Below are 20,273 nucleotides of genomic sequence, written 5' to 3'. Positions count from 1 at the left end.
GAAAGTGGATGTGAATTGTGGACAAGCAACGCCCACCGGCAATGAACCTGCCGGACATTCTTGCGATGACAACCAGCGGCCGGCCGCCGTCGGGGAAGAAGATCGCACTTCCCAGCGGTGCGGTATGGGAAGGCGGCCCCACCCCGGGGACCTCGCTCATCACCCTGCCCGACGAGGATCCGATTCTTGTCTCCGAGGATGGCGGGATCGCGCCGAACGCCATCGTCGGCCGCACCGGCCCCTTCGGCGCACTGACCCGAGCCTTCGAGGAGGTGCTCGGACATGTGCCGAGCTTCTTCACGAATCGGATGGCCTCCGAAGCCCTCAACCTATTGCGCGGCGTAACGGAACCTGCGAACACCGAGACCGAAACCCGGATTCTCAAAATCAGTTCCAAGACCACGCTGCTCAATCCCGGGAAGCGGAGTGGAAAGCCCGCCTCGGGCGAGACCATCGTCGAAGAGATTCTGGGGCAGGGGAATTCGGCGAGCGATGCGCCGATCCCCATTCGCAGGGCCTACGGCGGCCCCATCCATCGCGAAGAGCAGGCCCTGCTGCCCGGCGGCATGATCACCGGGCCGGGCGGCTCCACCGAGGACAAAGTCCTGGTGGCCGCGTCACCCGGTGAGTTCGTGGTCAATGCCGCGGCGGCGGACAACGTGCTGCCGCTGCTGGAATTGCTGAACTCCGGCTGGGTGCCGTCGGCGCAGTTCCTGACCGGAATGCTGAACGGGGTCGGCTCCGCCGATCCATCGGCCACGGCGAATCCCGGTCAGTGGCGCGACATGCTCGGCCAGGGCGTGGTCGCGGACGCCCTGGGCAGCCTCGGCAACGCCGCGATCGACGCGGGTGCGTGGGCCGGATCCGCGGTGGGTTCGGCGCTGTCGCCGCTGTTCGCGCCCGGTGGGCCGCTGGCCGCACAGCCGGGCACGGGTTCCGCGCCGTCGGTGCAGAGCCCGCAGTCCTCGACCGATTCGCCGATGCCATTGACGGCATCGATGCAGGCCACGCCTTCCGGGATGCTCGGTACTCTCGCCGGTTTGACAGGTGGAGCGGGTGGCGCGACCGGTGTCGATGCCACCGAATTGGGCTCTCTCGGAGCAGCTCTCGGATCCGGCGTCACCAGCGCCGCGACAGTGGCCGGTGGTCGCGTGGGTGCGGCCCTCGGCGAGGTCGTCAGCCGGATGCTCGGTCCCGCCGGTGAGATGGCTCCTAAGATCGGCGAACAGCTGGGCCAGCTGATCGGCTCGAGGTTCGGCGGTGAGCTGAATACCTCTATGACCCTGCGCGCGGAGCTCGGCGGACAGCCTGGGACCAGCCTCGGATCGAGTAGCGGACTCGGCGCCGGAACCACTGGCGGCGAAGGCATTCCGTCGGTCACCGACGGCACACCCGTGGATACGGGCTCTGCCCCGGAACCCACTTCCGGCGACAGCGGCGACCCCAATTCCGTTGTGACCAGCGCCGGGCCGTCCGCTACGACAGGTGGTGGAACCGAGGATTCGAGCACGGCTCGCTGGCAGTACATACCGCCGAGCGCGGATGGTAGTACCAACGGCGGTTGGGCGTACCTGACCCCCATCCCGAACGTCGACCGGACCGGTCTGCCCCGCGATATGCAGCTGTCGGCACTTATCGAGGACCAGCCCGACACAACTCGCTGGGTGAGTGGCACCAAGAGCCTGAGTTCGATTCTCGGCGGCAATTCAGACGCCCAGGAGCTCAAAGACGAAAGGCACCGGTACAACCCCAGCGAAGGAAACTTCACCGATCTGGTCAAGCTGGCTGCCAACGACTGGGGAACCAATGTCGGCAACCTGCTGAAGCCCATTTTGGGCGATCAAGCACCGGAAGCCCTGGGCAATCTCGCGCAATCGCTGCTCACGCCCCTCGGGGAGGCATACAGCGCGGCCGATCCCGACAAGAACTGGACGAACACGCTCGGCCAGTGGATCAGCAACCTGACGGGTGTCCCGTGGAAGCCGACCGGCACCGGCGGCTCGAGCACCGCCACCCAAATGACCAACGAACAGCAGATCGGCTACAACGCACTGACTTCCGCTGTCTCCGGCCTGCAGCAACACGGCCTGCTGGGCGGCCTGACCGGAGCCATCTCCGGCGCGGCTTCCACCGCGGGCAGCGTGGTCGGCGGCGCGATCGGCACCGCCATCGCGCCCTTCCTCGGACCGGCCGCCCCACTCGGCCCCGTCATCGGCCAGTTCCTGGGCTCGATGGCCGGCGGCATGCTCGGCGGCCAGCTCACCCGCCGTATCGAATGGGCCGGAAACGCGGTCAAAGAGCTGGTCGGAACCGGTTTCGGGCTCACCGATCTGGCCGACGGCCCGGGCGGTCACACCGTCCGCGGCGATATCTACAACTTCAACGGAACAGACCCCAAAAGCGCGTCGATCGCGGTGGAGCGGGTGCGCCGGCGCCGGGCTGTGGCGCAGCAACGCGGAGGAGGTATGGGGCGATGACCCACCAACTATTGGAAAGCCACGGCACGAAGGTCGTGCTGTGGGACGTGAACGGCCGGGTGTGGCATCTGTCCGGCACCAACGCCGGGCGCGAGGGTGTGCGGCTGTCACAGCAGGCCGGATACATGTTCGCCCCGGTGCAACTGCTGATCTCGGAGGGTGCGCGCCAGGACGGCGCCACCTTCGTACGGTCCGTGCGGGCGAAGAAGGAATGGGACTTCCTGGTCGTCATCTCCGGCGACGCGAAAGGCGCTGGGGCGGATCCGATTCGAGACTTTCACGCGGTGCACGATGCCTGGTTCCGCGGGTGGTCCACGGATAAGCCGGTGACGATCGGTTATTACACGCGGCATCAGGGCTGGCGCTTCCAGCAGGCGCAGCTCGATTCCGCCCCCGAACCGGTCGGTGATATCGACCCGGCGCGCAACGCGACGGCCGGGTACAAGATGTCGGCCACGGCGATGGATCCGCTCGAGCGCCATTTCGACGAGAACCAGGTGTGGACCAATACGTCGGGTCTGGACGAGGGCGTCGTGCGGCTGCGCAACGCCGCCGATCAGCCTGTGTGGCCGCGCTACACGATGAACGGCCCGGGGCGCTGGTCGATTCTGGACCCGTACGAGGGCGATCTGCTGCGTATGGTGCAGACCCCGACCCTGCAGGCCGGCGAGACGCTGCGCATCGACACGCATCCGCGGCATCGGACCGCGCTCGTGTACACCGGTAGCAACTCGAAGGGCCGCAATGTCTGGGGCCAGCTCGCCGGCCGCCGCTGGCTGCAGCCCATGCAGCCGTGGAGCACCACCGACATCACCGTGAAGGTGGAGGGCGGTACCACCGCCTCCAGCATCGTCGCGACCGTCACGCCCCGATCCTCGAGGCCGTTCTGATGAGCGCGGCCACCTGGGATCCGCACGCCGAAGTGCGGCGGATGGACGAGGCGTTCCAGGCGGATCAGGAACAGGCGCGCAATCCCGATGTGCTGGTGCGCTATTGGAACAAATTCATGCAGGAGGTGGGGGAGGAGCACAGCTACCTCTCCCTGGAATTCACCTACCCGCGCAATTCCGCGGGCGGCCTGAAGATGATCTGCCCCCGGGACATGGTGCACTTCGATCACCTGTTCAACAACGAGGACGGCGAAGACGCGACCATCCCGATCACCGTGAACACCAAGGGGTTCCGGTGGGACGGCTATATCACCAAGGCTTCCATCGTCCGTGACGACAACGGCGTCGAGACGGTCGACATCGAAGCCATCCACGCCTGGAATCACATCGCGACGATCTGCTGCTGGGCCTCGCCGTTCGCGCCGGTGCTGGCCCAGTTCCCCCGGCACCACATTCTGTTCGGCCCGGTGCGCACGCTGGTCACCACGTATCTGACGATGAATCTGATGCGGCTGCAGGCCCCGGGCTGGGCGCCGACGAACGCCGACGGCAAACCGATGTGGGAAGGTGTCGGCGATTCGCTGTTCCCCATCGCCGTCGTTCCGGTCGATCCGCTGCACGACACCAGCCGCTGGAGCGCCGCGTCGGCACGATTCGATATGGCGGACAAGCTGTTCCAGCCGATGCTTGAGGATTCCGGCGTCATGCTCACGGCCCGGTTCTTCCTGCCGGGCGAGGATGAACAGCCGGCGCCGCAGTGGTTCTTCCTGGACAAGCCGACCGTGGTCCTGGAGACCGTCGACAAGTCCGGCGTGACGGGCGATACCGGCACCCTGCTGGACGGGATCAAGTCGTGGATCGAGGAATTCGCCGATGACGGCACCACGCCGAAGCGCTATCCGAAGTTCGATTCGACCACCGAGTACGAGGCCGTCTACGGCCAGCCGGGCAAATTCGGCACCACCAAGAACTTCCCCTGGGTCTGGTACTTCGAAGGCGAATACTCGGGCATCGGCGCTTCCGAAGTAGCACTGCACAAGCCGACGGCCACGGACATCATCATCGGCGGGCGTTCCCCCGGCTGGGTGAACGCCGGCATCGAAGTCGTGATCAAGGGCCTGCTGTCGCTGATCGGTCTGGACTTCCTCTATCGCGGCCAGCTCAACGACGTCTTCCTCGCCTGGATGGTGTACCGGGACTCCGAACGCGTCCGGCGCGCCGGGCCCTACGCCTTCCGCGAGCTGTACATCACCGGCAGCGACAAGGCCTTCAACCTCGACGGCCTGGTCGCCGCACGTCAGGGCCTGCACCTCACCCGCGGCTACACCAGCCACAAGGTGACCATCGAGGACAACGCACCCTATCTGCTCGGCCGCGACTTCGGCCTCGGCGACCAGATCGGATTCGCCATGGGTCAGCTCGTGTTCACCGACTATGTCACCGAGCTGACCTTCACCGACAACCGCGAAACCGCGGCGGTCTGGCAGATCACGGTCGGCGACGGATCCGACGAGGAGGACTCGGTGGTCAAGGCCTGGCAGCGCCTGGGCCGCTTCGCCTCCGCCATCAAGGATCTGTCCACCGATGTCGGCGCCGATCTCGACCTGCTCATCTTCTAATCCCGCTGAGAGGAAACACCATGGCGGACATCAGCTTTCCCGCCCATCTCACCGTGGATCGTCAGCCGGACGTGGATGGGCTGCCGATTCTGAACGCGACATTCACGGTCTCGGACGAGGTGGCGGCGCTCGAGCTGCCCACGGGTCCCGCCGGCCCGCGAGGGCCGAAGGGGCGTCCACGCACCACATTCCGGAAGATGGGAGCGATCGCCAACGCCGCGGCCCGGCCCACCGGTCTGGGCGTGGACGATCGCGGTAGGTGGTGGCATCGGACCGACGACGACGGCATGGACGTCTGGGACGGGACCCACTGGCAGCATTCGCCGCACGCCGTCGGCCCGCAGGGACCGGTCGCCGCGCGCAATACGATCGACGTCGCACCGACGGTGCACAATCCCAAGCTCACGGTTCCCGCTGTGGAACTCGTCGGCAAAGGCGCCGATCAGCAGCTGAAGGCGACCGCGCCCGCGGGACTTCAGGGCCCCAAGGGGCCGGCTGGGGTATCAGGCGCCATCGTCAGCTCGCCGGACTACGACGATTCCACCAGTCCGGCACCCGGGTCCGTCTTCGCCTATCACCGTGCGTCGCAGCAGTTCCGGCCGACTCCGCCGCCGCTGGGCACCGGTCCCTGGTCCTGGTTCGGCAACGAGTTCGCCGGTGATCAGGAACCCGACGTCCCGGAACTGACGGTCGGAAACTTCACCGTGCCGGCGCAGTCGTTCGCGTGGCGTCCACTCGTTCAGGGACACGTCTACTACGGCGGCGCCAGCCCGACGGAGGTGACGGTGCGCCTGAACTATCCGACGGGTGAAGTGCTGGCGGCAACCCGCCCGAGTCAGGGCGGGTACCTGTATCTGCCCCTGCTCCCGACCTATCGCGAGGACCAGACGGTCAAGACGCTCTCGCCCACGTCCACCTTCGCCACCGTTCCGGCCGGTCAGCCCGCGAAGTTCGTGGTGCAGCTGACCAGGCTCCCCAACGGCAGCGGAAAAATCTGGTGGTCGCGCGGCGGAGCGTCGCTGGTCGTCCACGCTCAGCCCCTCTGAAGGAGGTGACATGTCCACCGTAAGTGAATATTTCGATTCGACGCTGGTGCGCGGCATCGACGAGGGGATCGGTTCCCCCGGGGTCGTGCAGTCGTTCCACGGGACCCCGCGTGACGGGGCCCTCGAACTCATGACGGGAACACCCGGGCCGCTCGGGCCGCAGGGCGAACCCGGCGCGGCCTTCCGCTGGGAAGGCGACATCGCCGATCAGGCCGCTCTGACCGCGCTGGCGACCAAGCTCGGGACCGCGCAGGCCGGCAAGACCTGGCGAGTACTGGCGACCAACACCCTGATGTACTGGAACGGAACGAGTTTCGACTCCTTCGCGGACGCGTTCGGGGCGCCGGGCCCGGATGGTCAGCCGTGTGTGCTCGACATCGGGACGGTCGAGACCGGACCCGTCGGCTCGGACCTGGCGGTCACGATCACCGGGACGAAGCCGAACCTCGTGCTGAATCTGACCGTGCCGCAGGGCGTCAAGGGTGAGAAGGGCGTTCCGGGCGGTCCCGGACCGATCAGGCAGGCGCCGGACTACGCGAACGGCACGCACGCCGCACGCATGGTTCCCGCCTGGGACGGCGCGGGCCAGAAATGGAAGCCGCGTCCGCACCCCGGTCTGCGCGGACCCTGGTCGATCATGGGTACCCAGGCCTGGGACGGCGGTGCGGGGTTCGCCCCGTCCATCACCACCACCAATGCCACCCCGATCACCGTCGCACAGCTGAAAATTCCCGCGCAGGATGTGGATTGGCGTCCGGTGATCACCGGCGGCGTCCTGGTCTACACCTCCGAAGCCATCGGCAACTTCAACACGCGTATCGACGCCGAAGTGCGCATCGATGCCGCGAACGGCCAGATCGTCGCGCTCGGCGCGGGCTTCCCCTTCGGCGCCGACAGCTACTGCTACTTCCAGCCGCACTTCGGCACCCAATCCATGACCCCGGACAGTCCCGTCGGGCTGATCCAGGCGGGCCGGGCCATCACGTTGTACGTGGTGCTGGCGCGGAATCTGGGCGGCTCCACCTACTCCTACCGGCAGGACAGTGCCCAGATTCTCTGCTGGGCGCGACCTGTCACGGCCTCGTGAGCCGGAGAGCACAATGACCAACGAACAGCACATCGTCTACGACGACAACATCATGATCACCATGCACGGTGTCTCCGATTCGATCGGACTCCCGTACACCGTGAACCCGCTCGAACTGGTCGATCGGGAGGCTCTGATCGAGCTGCGCGAAGGTCCCGCCGGCGGCCTCGGCCCCGAGGGCGACCCCGCCCGGCCCTGGCAGTGGCGCGGCGACGCAGCGAATCCCGCTGCGCTGCAAGCCCTGAATCTCACGACGGCCGACGCGCGTTCCGCGTGGCGGGTCGTCTCGGAGAACGCCATCTACTACTGGACCGGCTTGGAGTTCATCGCCTTCGCCGATGCGTTCGGGCAGCAGGGCAAGCCGGGCCCGGCGAACGTCCTGACGGGTTCCGCTGTCGCCGGTGCGCCCGGTTCGACCGCGGCGGCGCAGGTCACGGGTTCCGCGCCCGGCCAGCACCTCGCGATCACCTTCCCGCGCGGTGAGCGCGGCGACGCCGGGGATCCGGGAGCCGCGGGCCGTATCCAGGACGCCGACGACGTCCTCATCGACGCGGAACACCCGCTCGGACAGGACTATCTGCTGGCGTGGAACACCACGCTCGGCAAGTTCGTCCCCACCCCGAGTCCGCGACCGGGCGGTCCGTGGGCGGTCGCGAAGAATCAGTTCTCCGGCGGCACGAACCTCAACGACCCCAAAGTCCTTGCGGCCATCACGATTCCCGGACAACCGACCGCGTGGCGGCCGCGCGTGCAGGGTTCGGTACGGGTCCGCCCGGAGGGCGGCGGGTTCGGTACCCGCGCCGACGTCGAAGTGCGAGTCGGCGGCCCGAGTGGCGCCCTCGTGGGCTACGGCTACGGCTACGACATTCAGAACTGGGACTGGGCACTGATCGGCCCGCGGTTCGACTTTCCACCAACGCAGGCGAACGGATTCGGTGTCATCCAGCCGAATCAGACCATCACGTTGTACGTGATCGCGAAGCGGGTCAAGGGCGATCGGTCGTTCGCGGTCGACAACACCGGGGCTCAGCTGATCGTCTACGCGGATCCTGTCTGATCGGCGGCCGTTCGGGCCCGATCACGCGCCACCGGCGTCGAACTCGGCGCGAGGCGCGTCGACAGCGCTTTCTCTCACGGTTCATCCACGAGCCGTTCCGTTTGCTTCGCGGGCACGCCGACGTCGGCGTGCCCGCATTCTCGAAAGGACCAATCTCATGGCTGATCTTCCTCCGCTGAAGTACGGCAAGGTCATCGGACGCTTCCTCGCCAATGTCGCCGACGGCCCCGATCTCGGCGATCTGCCGGAGTTCCTGCCGCTGGCGGGCAGCGTCACCTTCACCGCGGACGCGCCGAAGGTGCTCGTCGCGGGCGCTCAGCCGGCACCGGCCACCTACGTGCAGCTGCCCGAACACTATGTGTGCCAGCTGGACGAATTCGGCTACCTCACCTGGCGGGGCAAGCGCGGCGTGCGCCTGGTCGCGCCGGGTGCGGCGACCAATCCGACGGAATGGACGTGGCGGGTCTCGTTCGACCTGAACTACGACGGCCGTCAGATCCCCATGGACGCTTTCAATTTCGAGGTCGGCGAGTATGTGGCCGGGTCGAACCCGGAGAATCCGGATGAGGGCTCCTCGGGTCTGGTCGATCTGACCCTGGCCGCTCCGGTGCCCGCCAGCGCCGGCAATGCCGTTGTCCGCGGTGAGCGTGGCGCCGGGGTGCAGATCGACGGTCAGGTCGCCGCGTACAACCAGCTGCCCGCCGCTCCGGCCGAGGGCACGCAGTACGTGGTCACCGCCGATGGGCTGCTGTACGTGTACCACGCGGCCGCGGGCGGGTGGACTCCGAACGGTCAGGGCATCGTCATCCGTGGCCCGGCGGGCACCACCGAGTGGGCCGGCATCACGGGCAAGCCCACGACATTCGCGCCGACCATCGGCGCGACCGCCACTACGGCGGTAGCCGGTGACGACGCTCGCCTGAACGATGCGAGAACGCCACTGCCGCACGCACATCCGGCAAGTCAGATCTCCGACGCGACCGCCACCGGCCGGGCTGTGGTCACCGCTGCGGATGCAGCCGCCGCTCGTACCGCGATCGCCGCCGTCGCCAGCACCGATACCCGGCTGACCGACGCGCGTGTGCCGACTGCCGCCGGCCAGATCTACGACATCGCGTTCAAGCCGCAAACCGGAACCCGCGCCGTGGGTGCGGGCAATGTCATGCCCGAGGGCCTGCGCATCGAACGGCCGATCAGTATCAGCGCGATCACCTACAGGGGCGAGACCGCGGGAACCGGCAACCTTGTCGTAGAACTGCGCAAGAACGGCGCCGCCGTCGCGGGCACCGCGGCCACGATCGCGGCCGCCACGCATGCGGCCGACACCGTGGTCACCGCTGGCGGGCCGTGGGCTTTCGCGGCCGGCGACCGTCTGACGGTGTTCATCACCACTGCCGACAGCCCGGCGGGTAAGGGCCTGCAGGTGAGTCTCAAGGGGGTGACGGTCTGATGCCGCTCATCGTGGTCACCGGAGGGGCCGATCTCGTACCAACCGCCATGACGAAGAACAACGCACAAGCGATGCCTTCGGATGGCTGGGCGGTCATCACGGGATGGATCGCGGACGCCGGATTCCCGGGTTCCGTCGTTGTTGGAACGAGCAACGAGGGGCTCAAAGCGATCGGTGCGAAGGACTCGGCGACGTTGAATGCCGCGGTGAAATTCAGCGGTGCGACAACCGGATTCGGTGGTGTCACTTCGTTGCAGGCTCGACTGCGTGTCAACAATGTGACCGTAGCGACCAGCAACCCGGTGGACGGCCCGAGCGGAACCATGGTCGTCAGTGCGACGGTCGACATCGCGTCGGGGGACATCGTGACCGTCGAAGCCAACGCAACGGTCGCCATGGGCGGCGCGGCGGGCAGCGTATCGGCCGGTGCTACCACCTATGTGAGGTTGGCCTGACCCACCGGGGTAATGGAAGGCCTCGTCGACGTCATCCAGTGCTCACTGGCATCTACACAGATCGGGGACGACATGTCCTGGACCGGAGATCCCGTCTGGCTCGCGGATGTACTCCGCGCGGCCGGACTTCGGGTCATCGAACACGACGGCTGGCGCGAGCGCGGTCACGGAGACTTCCGCGACCTGCGCGGCGTGCTGTGCCACCACACCGCGGGCGGCGGCACCCAAGACTGGCGCATCGTCCAGTACGGCCGCCCGGACCTGGAAGGCCCACTGGCCCAGTTGGTTCTGGAACGCGACGGTACCTACCGCGTGATCGCGGCGGGTGTCTGCTGGCACGCGGGCCGTGGTTCCTGGCCCGGCTGGCCGACTGACAACGCCAACTACCACGTGATCGGCATCGAGGCGGTCTCCCGGGGCGACGGATCCGATTGGACCCCGGCGCAACTCGACGCCTACAAGCGTGGCTGCGCCGCGATCCTGTCCCGCATCGGCCGCACCGCTGACGACTGCGTGGCCCACCGCGAGTACAGCCGCGAAGGAAAAATCGACCCCGCCGGCATCGAGATGGATTCGTTCCGCCGCGATGTGCAGGCCTTCATCGACGGAGAGGACGCGCCGATGAGCGCAGCCGAAGTCAGTCAGATTCAAGAGTTCATCACCGCGTACTGCGGCCCGATCGGCGCCGACGTGAAGGACATCCGCGAGCAGCTCTGCGGCGAGTCCCAGCGCGACGCAGGCGAGTTCGACGGCTGGCCCCAGCTCGGCAACCGCACCCTCGTGGACGCGGTCGCCGACATCCTGACCCGCCTGGAACACCTGGAGAAGTAGGAGGATTCATGCCCGCGAGCTCACGTTCCGTCTCGGCATGGACGCCCGGGGCACCCCGAACGCCCTCCCAAACCGGTAGCGCCCGCCGCGTCGGAAACGTCTACAACTTCAACAACATGGCCGAACAGGCCACCTTCCAGCGCGTGCAGCGCGTCAACAAGGGCGTCGCGATCAAGCGGGCCGCAAAGCGCTAGGCCTGCGCGGCAACCACTTCCAACGCTGAGCCGCCGCCGATCGAACTGACAAGGCCCGGTTCATCCCAGATCCCCATTCCGTTCGCGGAGTGGGGATTTTTCATGCCCAGATTCGGAAGGCGGATCAAGCTCGATGTCGAATCCCTTCATTCAGGACGCTGGTCCGCCTTCCTGGGTAGCCCCGCGCTCCGCGGCGTGGAACCTGATGACCGCCAGCGGCCTCGCCCAACAAGAGTCCGCTCCCGGTGTATCGGGTAGCGGCAGAACCATAGATCTCACGGTCAAAGACGGTGTAGCGGCGGCCCGCCAATACGCCCGAATCCGCAATGTCGAGGCCCTGACCCAAAACCCGCCCGTCACCGCGCAGTTGATCGGGTTGACCATGAGCCCGGATGCGGTCGGCGGCCCGGCGGGGCCGGTTCCCCACGTACCGATGCGGCAGGACAACGAGCAACTGCCGGTAACACAGGGCGGCCCCGCGGCACCGAGCACGACGCTGCCCGTTCCCTCGAATCCACAGCCACAGCTGCCGAATTCCCAACCCGCGCCACAGAATCCGAATGCCGCACCAGATCAGAACACAAAACTGGTCGCGGACGGCCCCATTCCCGGCGGGCCGGATCAAGTACCGCAACCGGTTGTGAAAGCGCCGCCCGTTGTCCCCCGAGTGGAGGGGCAGCCGTGGGTATCGGGCCCCAACCAGTCGAGCATGGTCGTGGAGGGCACCGGCGGCCAGACGATCGATACCACGACCTTCGACAAGGACGGGAATCCGGTCGAGCAGGTGCGGGCGGTTTCGGATGGCGAAGGCGGCGCGACGGTGTGGGTGGCCCACGCCGACGGCTCCCATTCGGTCACCTACATCGCACCCGACGGCACTCAAGACTCGTATCGAGTTCCGCCGGGCGGCGATCTCGTCACTGGTGCGACCTCGCACACCGTCGGCGACGGCAAGGGCAATTGGAAAACATTGGGGCAGAACCCTAATGGCACGCCGTCGCTCACGATCACCGAGAAGCAGCCGGACGGTCTCACCTACTACGTGACAGAGTTCGTCCCTGGCGTTGGTACGACGACGAATGCAATTCGTCCCGGATCTCCTGAGTTCAGCGCTCCCTGGCTGGTCGGACGCACGGGGATAGATGGCGCGGGGTGGCTTTCGTACACCGACGGGTCGACCAAATACATACGACCTGACGGAAGTTCGTATATCGAAGGCCAGCCCGTCAGATATGTCACCTTCAAACCGGGTACAGATCCGGTCAAAATAGACCCTTCAGTACTACCCGCCTCGATCATAACTCCCCAGAACACCTTCCGAACCGGCAAAGACGGCTACGGCTTCGACTACAGCAGCTTGCAGCTGGCCGCGGATCTGGAAACGATCGGCAAAGGACCCCAGCCGTGGGTGGGGCCCGACAACCCCTACGACCTGGCAGTCGCACGCCTGGCGTCGGCCAGGTACACGACCGAGGAGCAGCGAAACGATCTTCTGTGGGCCTTCTACGACACTACGAGCTATGAACAGAAGGTCCAGCAGGCCCAGGCGATTCAACGACTGGCCCAGATCGGAATCCAGCCCTACGCGGATCCTTCGATCAAGGACTACGTCCTCGCTCGTGAAACCCTCGACCGCCTAACCGATCCCAGCCAGCCACCCCGCAATACTCAACCACCACCCGAGCGCCCGAAAACGCCGAGCTTCGGTGACGTCCTCTACGACGTGTTCGTCGACCCGGCGGTCGTGCTCTGGCAGGCGATGAACGGCGAAGGAAATCACAGCGCGGGTGAAGTCGCACTGGCCGCTGCGGAATTCGGCTTCAACGCCTCCATGGTTTTCATGGTCCCGGGTGCCGGGGCCGCGGCACGAATCGGTATCGGTGCGATCGGCTCGGCAGCACGCGCGACCCGCCTGGTCGAGGCCCTGAGCTCTGTGCGGAACGCCTATGACGCAGCACGCATTGGCCGCCAATTCGGCGTTCAGCATTTAATAGACGACGCTTCGCGATTCGCAGCGCAACGTCAAAGGATTCCCTCTTCCCATATCGGTGCTCCGAACCCAGCCTCGAAACCGTTTGAACTGGGACCCGGTATCAGCGTCAATCCTTCTATCTCAAGAACTCCGAAAATTGTCGAGTTACCTGCGTCGCCAAAACCGAATGTCCCACTTCCTGCGAACTCGGGGCTGGTGCTTGAGAACTCGGCTGCAAAGGTTGCAGCGGCGCAGAGAAGCAGCACCGTCAGTACGACTGCGGCAGCCATGCGGGCGGCGCATATCACGACTCCGATACCTATCGCTTCTAATCCTGCGGCAGGACCTACAGGGCTTGTAAGTGGAGGTATCATCCACACGCTGAATGGGATTGTCCAGGCTATCGGCCGCATAGGGCGATCAGTGCCACTGCCGTCGGTGGCTGCTGTCGGAGTGCCCGGACGATTTGCCGATGCAGCCCAGCCAATAGGCGCAGCGCTATTTCATAGCCGATGGCGTCCGCCTAGAGGAGTTCGTGTCCCTGGAAGGCTGGAAGGTGATTATAAATGGGTGTCGGGTCATAGGACAAAAGCGAAATCGGAAACCACTCCCCGGAGGGGGACTCCTCCTCCTTCTTCTTCTCCTCCTCCTCTGAGCGCAAATGAACATACGTGGAGTCATGTTATTCGAGGTGAGATAAGCAAGGATGGAAAGGCCAAGGGATATCATCTACGGCCGGATGGAAAAGACCGTTTCGGAATAAAGACAACCAACTTGACCGCAAAGGATGAAAACGGAGTCTACAGGGGTACAGTTAACATGACGGCCCGGTATGGTTCTGAGGTTACAATCAAAACACGGCGAAGTTCTTTCTTTCCGGACAGTTGGTCGACTACTCGAGTGCAAATCGCGATTGAGGAGGCCGTTCAAAAAGCGGTAGTCCACGCGGACGGATCGTGGCAGGGATGGTATCGCGGAATCGAGATAAACGGGTATTATGACACTGGCACAGGCCTGGTTAAAACCGCATACCCGATCTTCAAGGGAGTTGAATAAGTTGGTTCGTGGAGACCTCTTCTTGGTGCGCAACGCGAGTGTGGGTCTGAAGTATGGCGACCTGGAAAGTGATTCGCTAACGGCTAGCTGGCTTATTTCTGATATTCAACGCGACATCGACGAGATTATTCGAATTATTGATTGTTTGTCAGGTGAATCTTCAAGCGAGGGTAGTTGCTTGTGGGAAGTAACCGGCAATGCCTGGCACGCGTGCTTTGATGGACAGTTATTGCGGCTGGATAACCTGTACAATGACAGCCTGGGACTGAGGGAAATAACTCGAGAAGACGCTCTTCTTGTAATCGCTCAGTATTTCCGGTGCCTCCAGAAGCTCGGAGACTTGTTGAAATTTAGAAATGCAGTCGATTCGTTTGCTCGAACGAGGGGTCGGCTACCGAACATGCCGTGGCCTCCCTCAATGTAGTCGACTCGAATATGGGCGGAAGTGTACATTTTATGTGCCCACAGCGCTTATCGTCCATATTCAAGAACTTGGGTAGCGCTCTGAAATATTAATTCATGGTCGGCTGTCGCGCTTGCTTCATCGGGGTATCAACGGCGAGTTGATCGCCTGCGGCAGTCGTTGTTGACGCATCGAGTTCGTGTTCGGATCACTTCGTATGTCTAGCGGGAATTAGGCGCAGCAGCCACCACGGCCGGTCCGGGAACTCCGGGCTGTAGAGGCGCGCCAGCAGCGGACGGACCTCATTGCTCGCTGGATCGCGGACCAGGATCTGATCGCGGAACTGGTCTGCGACCGGGAGGCTTGTCGTCCACATCCGTTCCCACTCCGGGGACTTCCCGCAATTCTCGATCAATTCGAGGGTGTGGACGTCTGTGGACGGATCCGGTGTCAGGGTCCGGAACGCACAGACCAGGCGGTGGGCCTCCTGGCGCCACTGTGGGACGACCGCCGGCGCGGCCGGGTTCAGCAGGATCCATTCGATCAGGTTGGTTCCCGCGCCGGTGCCCGGGAAGGCGTGTTCGAACGCCAGGTTCACCGCCACGGCGGTGAACGCCGGTATCAGGAAGAAGCCGGCCGGGTGGCCCAGGCTTTCGAGGTCGTCCAGGTCGGCGGGGGTCGGCGCCGGTGTCGGCGCGGCGTCCGTGGTCAGCATCCCCGGCAGGCTCAGGTTCAGGATGTGCCGTCGTTGCAGTGGCGGCACGTTCAACCCGTCGAACAGGATCCGCAGGTTCGCCAGCGTCGTCGGCCGGGTCCCCTGTTCGATCTTCTCGATCAACGACACCGACAGGTTCACCCGGCTCGCGAGTTGCTCGCGGGTCAGGCCGGCCGCCCTTCGCTGGTGGCGAATGAATGCACCGAATGGGTTGCCGGACAACGTTTTTCACCTGTCTGCCGGGGATGGGGAGCTATTCGTTTATGAGTCCTCGCACGGATTGTGTGGACGGGGATCGTTGACCGCGTCTCGTCTGATCTTGAATACTAGAACATATGTTCGAACGATAAGCGATTCGGTAAGCGTGTCTTCAGTGGTGAGGGCGTGGTTGCCGGCGTGGCTCGATTGGGAGGCGGTCCGGTGGGCTGGATGGGCGAATGCACTGGCGACAGAGTTGGGTGGGCGATGGCCGCCGCGGGGGTCGGGCGTGGGACGCTCGCCGCGCGGACCGGTCTTCCCGAGAACCTCCTCGCCGCCCGGCTCGCAGCGCCCGCCTCGTTCCGGCTCGACGAACTCGCCCTCGTCGCCTCGGCGGTGGACAGGCGAGTAGTGGAGCTGTTGCCCTGTGTTCGAGGGCCGGCGGGGGATGTGTGTGGGAGTTGTGGTGGAACGAGGTCCGGGAGCGGTATTGCGCCGCACTCGCGAAGTAGTGGATGGGTTTGATTGACGAGAGCGGCACTCCCGAATGGGGGTGCCGCTCTTTGGCATTTGTGTTGTTGATGAATTGGGGAGAGGGCTGGGGATGGGTTGGGGATAAGTGGCGCTGGGGATTCCGGGGGGCTGGGGAGTGGTGTGGAGAGGTCGGGTGGGTGGGTTTCGGCGCTGGTGAGGCGACCCGCCTCTGATCAAACGTGATGTGCGCCATAGGGATGACTAGGTCGCTATCGGAATATCGCGGGGTCATCGGGTATTTGCGGCCGAGTCGGTGCAGGTCGGGTCGAGTTGTGGTGGGGGAGAGCTACTTACGGGTAATGCGGGGAGTTGTGGAGATGTTGTGATTCACTTGATTTCTGTCGGTGGAATCCGATAGAAGTTAATCGTTGACAGGCCGCGCATTCGGCGCGGCGGGGTCGGGGAGATCGGGGTTCAATCATCATGATTCGTTCGTTCAAGAATGCCGGCCGCAAGGTGCTCGTGGGTGCGCTGGCCGCGGGGGCTGTTCTCGCCGGAGCCGGTGTGGCTTCCGCGAATGCCGGTATCAACGCGGCCGAACAGCCGGCCGTTGTTCAGCAGGTCGCCGTCGAGGTCGCGCCCGTCGCGCCCGCCGCCGCGGCGCCCATTGCCACCGATCCGAATGCACAGAATTCGGATCCGCTGGCGAATGCCGTCGCGACCGGCGCTGCCGGTGGCGCGATCATTCACGCCGTGCTCTGCCTCCTGGTTCCGGGCGCCGGTTCCGTTGCCGCTCCGGCCTGCGCGGTCGGTGGCGCGCTGAACGGCGCACTGCTCGGCCTGCTGGTCGGCGCGCTCGCGCCGCAGGTCGTGCCCCAGGTCCTGCCCTGATACATCGGGCATCGAGAGTTTCACCCTGAACGATACGAACCCGACGGGGTTCGGTCGGTTCGAACGAATCTGACGAGGTCCGTTCGAATTTCTGAGCACCGCGTGCGGCCGCGACTGACGAGGAGCGAACGCGCGTTGCGCTCACGGGCAATACGTATCGGAACTTCCGACGGGGAGTGCCGTGCGTATTGCTTTGCAGCCCGGATTCCGTGGAATCCGGGCTCTTTTCGTTTCCGGGGAAGTTCTCCCGAGGGAGCCTGTGAACCCTGGGGATGAATCCGAATTCCCGAATTCAGGACAGCGAGGTGTCGCCCCAGGATTCGGCGAGGGTGCGCAGCAGTGCCGCCAGGTGATCGCGGTCCGCGGGGACGAGCTCGGCGAGCAGGCGGGCCTCGTTGATCATGTGCAAGGGGAGCAGCTCGTCGACCAGGGCAATGCCCTTGGGCGTCAGGTGAACTCGGATCGCACGCCGGTCCACCGCGTCGGGGAGCCGCTCGACCAGACCCTTGGCCGCCATGCGGTCGATCCGGTTGGTGATCGCGCCGGAGGTGACCATCGCCGCCCGGTTGAGCGCGCCCGCCGTCAGGCCGGTGTCCGAACCCGCGCGGCGCAGGGTCGCCAGCACGTCGAACTCCCAGAACTCCATCCCGTGCGCGGCGAAGAACGTGCGGAACTCCTGATCCAGGATGCGCGACAGGCGGGTCAGCCTGCCGAACACCTGCATCGGGGAAACGTCCACGTCGGGGCGCACTTCCCGCCACGAGTCGGTGATCAGATCCACGGCGTCGGGCACGGCCGCTCCTCTCGGGTCAAATAGTTCAACGTTAAGATACTTGACGCTGAAGCATGTGGGTGCCTTTATCTCAACGTTGAGATTATCAATGAGGAGCTAAAGATGACGAGCAACCGCACCGGAGTCGCTTCCTACGCCGGAACCCTGGCCCTGACCGGCCTCGCACCGCTCGTGTGGGGCTCCACCTACGCGCTGACCACCGAGTTCCTGCCCGCGGACCGCCCGCTGTTCACCGGTCTCATGCGGGCCCTGCCCGCCGGTCTACTGCTGCTCGCCATCACCCGCACGCTCCCGCACGGCGGCTGGATCTGGCGGGCCGGCGTGCTCGGCATGCTGAACATCGGCGCGTTCTTCCCGCTGCTGTTCCTGGCCGCCTACCGCCTGCCCGGCGGTGTCGCCGCCGTACTCGGCGCGGCCGCACCGCTGTTCGCGCTCGGCCTGGCGGCCGTCGTTCTCGACGAACGACTCACCACCAGAAAGATTCTCGCGGCGGTGATCGGCATGACCGGCGTCGGCATGGTGGTGCTGCGCTCCTCGGCCGCACTCGACACCGTGGGTGTGATCGCCGGTCTCGCCGGCGCGGCGTCCATGGCCACCGGCATGATCATGACCAAGCGCTGGGGACGGCCCGAAGGCGTTGGGCCCCTTGCGATGACCGGATGGCAGCTCACCGCGGGCGGCATCATGCTGCTGCCGCTGGCATTGCTGATCGAAGGCGCGCCGCCCGCCCTGGACGGCCGCAACATCGCGGGCTACCTGTTCCTCGGGCTGGTGGGAACCGCCGCGGCCTACGCGATCTGGTTCCGCGGGCTGGCCAAGGCCAACGCCACCTCGGTCACCTTCCTCGGTCTCCTCAGCCCGCTCTCGGCCGCCGTCATCGGCTGGGTCGCGCTCGGCCAGTCGCTCGCGCCGCTGCAGATCCTCGGCATCGTGATCGCCCTGGGCGGCACCCTGCTCGGTCAGCTCGCCACCGCGCCGAAGGCGGTCGTCGCCGTCGTCGAGGAGAAGGCGCCGGCGCGCGTCGCGGCCTGACAGGCCGGAATCACATACCGGCACAGCGAATTCGAACCACCGTCAAACGTTCGTCCAAGGAGAGAAGTCATGCGTATCACCGTTTTCGGAGCCGCCGGTGGAGTCGGCGCCCGGGTCGTCGCCGAAGCCCTGAGCCGCGGCCACGAGGTCGTCGCGGTGTCGCGGAATCCACAGCGCCTGAGCGCCCTGCCGGTGGCGGTGGAACTGCGGGCCGGCGACGCCGCCGATCCCGAACAGGTCGCCGATCTCGGTGCGGACAGCGATGTGGTGATCAGCGCGACCCGCCCGGTTCCCGGTCGCGAACACGAGCTCGCCCGGGTCGCCGCCGCGCTGCTGGAAGGCTTGGGCGGCACCGAGACTCGGCTGCTGGTGGTCGGCGGCGCGGGCAGCCTCACGGTGCCGGGTACCGGGCGGACCCTGGCCGAGCAGCCGGACTTCCCGGCGGACCTGCGGCCGATCGCCGAGGGTTGCGATCGGCAGCTCGCGGTCTTCCGGGACCACGCGGGCGCCGTCGACTGGAGCTACCTGAGCCCTTCGGCGCTGCTGGAGCCCGGCGTCCGCACCGGCTCCTACCGGCTCGGCGCGGACGACCTGATCTCCGATTCCGAAGGCAATTCCGCGATTTCGATGGAGGATCTCGCGGTGGCACTGCTCGACGAGGCCGAGCGGCCCAAGCATCACCGCGTCCGGTTCACCGTGGGGTACTGACGCGGCGCGTGAAAGACCGAGGGCCCCGGGCGCATTCGCACCCGGGGCCCTCGGCGATCGAACCCGTCAGAAGACGCGGAACCCCGCGCCGACGCCGCCGCGGCGGTCGATGTCGGCCAGCACCATCGCGATGGTGGTCGAGATCTCCGGCTGGTGCAGGATGTCGCCCGCGCCCTTGCACGGCGCGAGATCGACGGTGATGGGCCCGAGTTCGAAGTCCTGGCCCGCCACGACCATCCCGACCAGGCGATCGCCGACCAGCACCGGAGCGCCGGAATCACCGTGGTTCGCGCACACCTGGCTGCGGAAGTACGAGTTGTGCGTCTCCCAGACCAGGCCGCAGGTGTAGCCGGTGGTGCGGCCGTTCTTGCAGGCCATGTCACCCAGGCGCGGCGGGGCGCCCAGACCGTTGATCGAGGTCGGCCCGACCTGGCGGGTGGGGCTCACCCGTTCGGGATCGAGCAGGATGACGGCCCAGTCGTTGCCCTCGCTCTTCTCGGCGATGACCCCGATGCCGCCGCTGCGGGTGTATTCGGCGGCGATGCGCGAGCCGACCTGTCCGCAGTGGCCCGCGGTCAGGGCGACCAGGCGGTCGGCGCTGTCGTAACCGACGGCGGTCAGCGTGCAGTCGGCGGTGCCGCCGGTCTCGTCGATCTGTTCGACGTGCACGCCGGAGCCGCCGCCGAGCACCACGAACGGCGCCGCGTCCGCGGTGCCGGTGATCAGCAGGGTGGAACTGAGCGCGGTGGCGGCGACAACCGCCCAGCGCAGGATTCGGGCACGGCCCGCAGAGAGCATTGTGAGAACTTCCCCATCCCCGGAAGACGAACGAGGCGCGTGGAAACCGGTTTTCGCCAGCGCGCCGTCGAATCGTTTCACGGGCTGTGACACGGGGGCAAGTCACTTCGGGAGATGACCGATTCCC

At 65.9% G+C, this 20,273-nt stretch carries 17 protein-coding genes; 14 read left to right on the top strand and 3 right to left on the bottom strand.

Going from position 1 to position 20,273, the window contains the following annotated elements; translation table 11 throughout:
- Positions 1–65 precede the first annotated feature (65 nt).
- The 11 genes from ACWIGI_RS03150 to ACWIGI_RS03100 all read left to right on the top strand — a co-directional run bounded on the left by ACWIGI_RS03150 (position 66) and on the right by ACWIGI_RS03100 (position 14,134).
- A complete protein-coding gene (locus tag ACWIGI_RS03150; protein WP_454200695.1) occupies positions 66–2,477 on the top strand; it encodes a hypothetical protein in 2,412 nt (803 codons plus the stop codon).
- Positions 2,474–3,367, top strand: coding sequence for a phage tail protein (locus tag ACWIGI_RS03145; protein WP_454200694.1), 894 nt, complete (start codon positions 2,474–2,476; stop codon positions 3,365–3,367). Before ACWIGI_RS03150 ends, ACWIGI_RS03145 begins: the two co-directional genes overlap by 4 nt.
- Complete coding sequence (locus ACWIGI_RS03140) at positions 3,367–4,986, top strand: Gp37-like protein (protein WP_454200693.1); 1,620 nt, start codon at positions 3,367–3,369, stop codon at positions 4,984–4,986. The genes ACWIGI_RS03145 and ACWIGI_RS03140 overlap by 1 nt, the downstream gene beginning before the upstream one ends.
- Before the next feature lie 20 nt (positions 4,987–5,006).
- Positions 5,007–6,032 carry a hypothetical protein gene (locus ACWIGI_RS03135; protein WP_454200692.1) on the top strand — a complete coding sequence of 342 codons (1,026 nt, stop codon included), beginning with the start codon at positions 5,007–5,009 and terminating at the stop codon, positions 6,030–6,032.
- Positions 6,033–6,042: 10 nt separating this feature from the next.
- The gene (locus ACWIGI_RS03130) at positions 6,043–7,119 is read left to right on the top strand and encodes a hypothetical protein (protein WP_454200691.1); all 1,077 of its coding nucleotides are present in this window, start codon (positions 6,043–6,045) and stop codon (positions 7,117–7,119) included.
- A 13-nt stretch (positions 7,120–7,132) separates the two neighbouring features.
- Positions 7,133–8,176, top strand: a complete 1,044-nt coding sequence (locus ACWIGI_RS03125; RefSeq protein WP_454200690.1) for a hypothetical protein — start codon at positions 7,133–7,135, stop codon at positions 8,174–8,176.
- Between the two features lie 157 nt (positions 8,177–8,333).
- Entirely contained in the window at positions 8,334–9,626 is a 1,293-nt protein-coding gene (locus ACWIGI_RS03120) for a hypothetical protein (RefSeq protein WP_454200689.1), read from the top strand.
- Entirely contained in the window at positions 9,626–10,081 is a 456-nt protein-coding gene (locus ACWIGI_RS03115; RefSeq protein ID WP_454200688.1) for a hypothetical protein, read from the top strand. Before ACWIGI_RS03120 ends, ACWIGI_RS03115 begins: the two co-directional genes overlap by 1 nt.
- 12 nt (positions 10,082–10,093) lie before the next feature.
- The gene (locus ACWIGI_RS03110; protein WP_454200687.1) at positions 10,094–10,912 is read left to right on the top strand and encodes a peptidoglycan recognition protein family protein; all 819 of its coding nucleotides are present in this window, start codon (positions 10,094–10,096) and stop codon (positions 10,910–10,912) included.
- Between the two features lie 8 nt (positions 10,913–10,920).
- Positions 10,921–11,106: a hypothetical protein gene (locus ACWIGI_RS03105; protein WP_454200686.1), complete on the top strand. Its 186-nt coding sequence runs from the start codon at positions 10,921–10,923 to the stop codon at positions 11,104–11,106.
- 133 nt (positions 11,107–11,239) lie between these two features.
- Positions 11,240–14,134: an EndoU domain-containing protein gene (locus ACWIGI_RS03100; RefSeq protein ID WP_454200685.1), complete on the top strand. Its 2,895-nt coding sequence runs from the start codon at positions 11,240–11,242 to the stop codon at positions 14,132–14,134.
- 611 nt (positions 14,135–14,745) lie between these two features.
- On the opposite strand, the gene ACWIGI_RS03095 is transcribed toward ACWIGI_RS03100, so the two are convergent.
- Positions 14,746–15,474: a helix-turn-helix domain-containing protein gene (locus ACWIGI_RS03095; RefSeq protein ID WP_454200684.1), complete on the bottom strand. Its 729-nt coding sequence runs from the start codon at positions 15,472–15,474 to the stop codon at positions 14,746–14,748.
- A 933-nt stretch (positions 15,475–16,407) separates the two neighbouring features.
- Here ACWIGI_RS03095 and ACWIGI_RS03090 point away from each other — a divergent pair.
- Positions 16,408–16,815, top strand: a complete 408-nt coding sequence (locus ACWIGI_RS03090; protein ID WP_379007949.1) for a hypothetical protein — start codon at positions 16,408–16,410, stop codon at positions 16,813–16,815.
- A gap of 292 nt (positions 16,816–17,107) precedes the next feature.
- On the opposite strand, the gene ACWIGI_RS03085 is transcribed toward ACWIGI_RS03090, so the two are convergent.
- Complete coding sequence (locus ACWIGI_RS03085) at positions 17,108–17,608, bottom strand: MarR family winged helix-turn-helix transcriptional regulator (protein ID WP_454200683.1); 501 nt, start codon at positions 17,606–17,608, stop codon at positions 17,108–17,110.
- A gap of 102 nt (positions 17,609–17,710) precedes the next feature.
- On the opposite strand from ACWIGI_RS03085, the gene ACWIGI_RS03080 reads away from it, so the two are divergent.
- Positions 17,711–18,640 (top strand): EamA family transporter, encoded by a 930-nt coding sequence (locus tag ACWIGI_RS03080; protein ID WP_454200682.1) that lies wholly within the window; start codon positions 17,711–17,713, stop codon positions 18,638–18,640.
- Positions 18,641–18,709: 69 nt separating this feature from the next.
- Positions 18,710–19,348: an NAD(P)-dependent oxidoreductase gene (locus tag ACWIGI_RS03075; RefSeq protein ID WP_454200681.1), complete on the top strand. Its 639-nt coding sequence runs from the start codon at positions 18,710–18,712 to the stop codon at positions 19,346–19,348.
- 66 nt (positions 19,349–19,414) lie between these two features.
- On the opposite strand, the gene ACWIGI_RS03070 is transcribed toward ACWIGI_RS03075, so the two are convergent.
- Positions 19,415–20,146, bottom strand: coding sequence for a S1 family peptidase (locus tag ACWIGI_RS03070; RefSeq protein WP_454200680.1), 732 nt, complete (start codon positions 20,144–20,146; stop codon positions 19,415–19,417).
- Positions 20,147–20,273: the final 127 nt, after the last annotated feature.

The sequence above is a fragment of the Nocardia sp. NPDC055321 genome, assembly GCF_053645575.1.
The sequence above is the reverse complement of the archived record's forward strand: the minus strand, read 5'-3'. Positions and strand labels throughout refer to the sequence as shown.

Excerpts from the sequence above, each read along its gene's own strand:
- ACWIGI_RS03150 (WP_454200695.1), top strand. The coding sequence starts at position 66 with ATGACAACCAGCGGCCGGCCGCCGTCGGGGAAGAAGATCGCACTTCCC.
- ACWIGI_RS03145 (WP_454200694.1), top strand. The coding sequence starts at position 2,474 with ATGACCCACCAACTATTGGAAAGCCACGGCACGAAGGTCGTGCTGTGG.
- ACWIGI_RS03140 (WP_454200693.1), top strand. The coding sequence starts at position 3,367 with ATGAGCGCGGCCACCTGGGATCCGCACGCCGAAGTGCGGCGGATGGAC.
- ACWIGI_RS03135 (WP_454200692.1), top strand. The coding sequence starts at position 5,007 with ATGGCGGACATCAGCTTTCCCGCCCATCTCACCGTGGATCGTCAGCCG.
- ACWIGI_RS03130 (WP_454200691.1), top strand. The coding sequence starts at position 6,043 with ATGTCCACCGTAAGTGAATATTTCGATTCGACGCTGGTGCGCGGCATC.
- ACWIGI_RS03125 (WP_454200690.1), top strand. The coding sequence starts at position 7,133 with ATGACCAACGAACAGCACATCGTCTACGACGACAACATCATGATCACC.
- ACWIGI_RS03120 (WP_454200689.1), top strand. The coding sequence starts at position 8,334 with ATGGCTGATCTTCCTCCGCTGAAGTACGGCAAGGTCATCGGACGCTTC.
- ACWIGI_RS03115 (WP_454200688.1), top strand. The coding sequence starts at position 9,626 with ATGCCGCTCATCGTGGTCACCGGAGGGGCCGATCTCGTACCAACCGCC.
- ACWIGI_RS03110 (WP_454200687.1), top strand. The coding sequence starts at position 10,094 with ATGGAAGGCCTCGTCGACGTCATCCAGTGCTCACTGGCATCTACACAG.
- ACWIGI_RS03105 (WP_454200686.1), top strand. The coding sequence starts at position 10,921 with ATGCCCGCGAGCTCACGTTCCGTCTCGGCATGGACGCCCGGGGCACCC.
- ACWIGI_RS03100 (WP_454200685.1), top strand. The coding sequence starts at position 11,240 with ATGTCGAATCCCTTCATTCAGGACGCTGGTCCGCCTTCCTGGGTAGCC.
- ACWIGI_RS03090 (WP_379007949.1), top strand. The coding sequence starts at position 16,408 with ATGATTCGTTCGTTCAAGAATGCCGGCCGCAAGGTGCTCGTGGGTGCG.
- ACWIGI_RS03080 (WP_454200682.1), top strand. The coding sequence starts at position 17,711 with ATGACGAGCAACCGCACCGGAGTCGCTTCCTACGCCGGAACCCTGGCC.
- ACWIGI_RS03075 (WP_454200681.1), top strand. The coding sequence starts at position 18,710 with ATGCGTATCACCGTTTTCGGAGCCGCCGGTGGAGTCGGCGCCCGGGTC.
- ACWIGI_RS03070 (WP_454200680.1), bottom strand. The coding sequence starts at position 20,146 with ATGCTCTCTGCGGGCCGTGCCCGAATCCTGCGCTGGGCGGTTGTCGCC.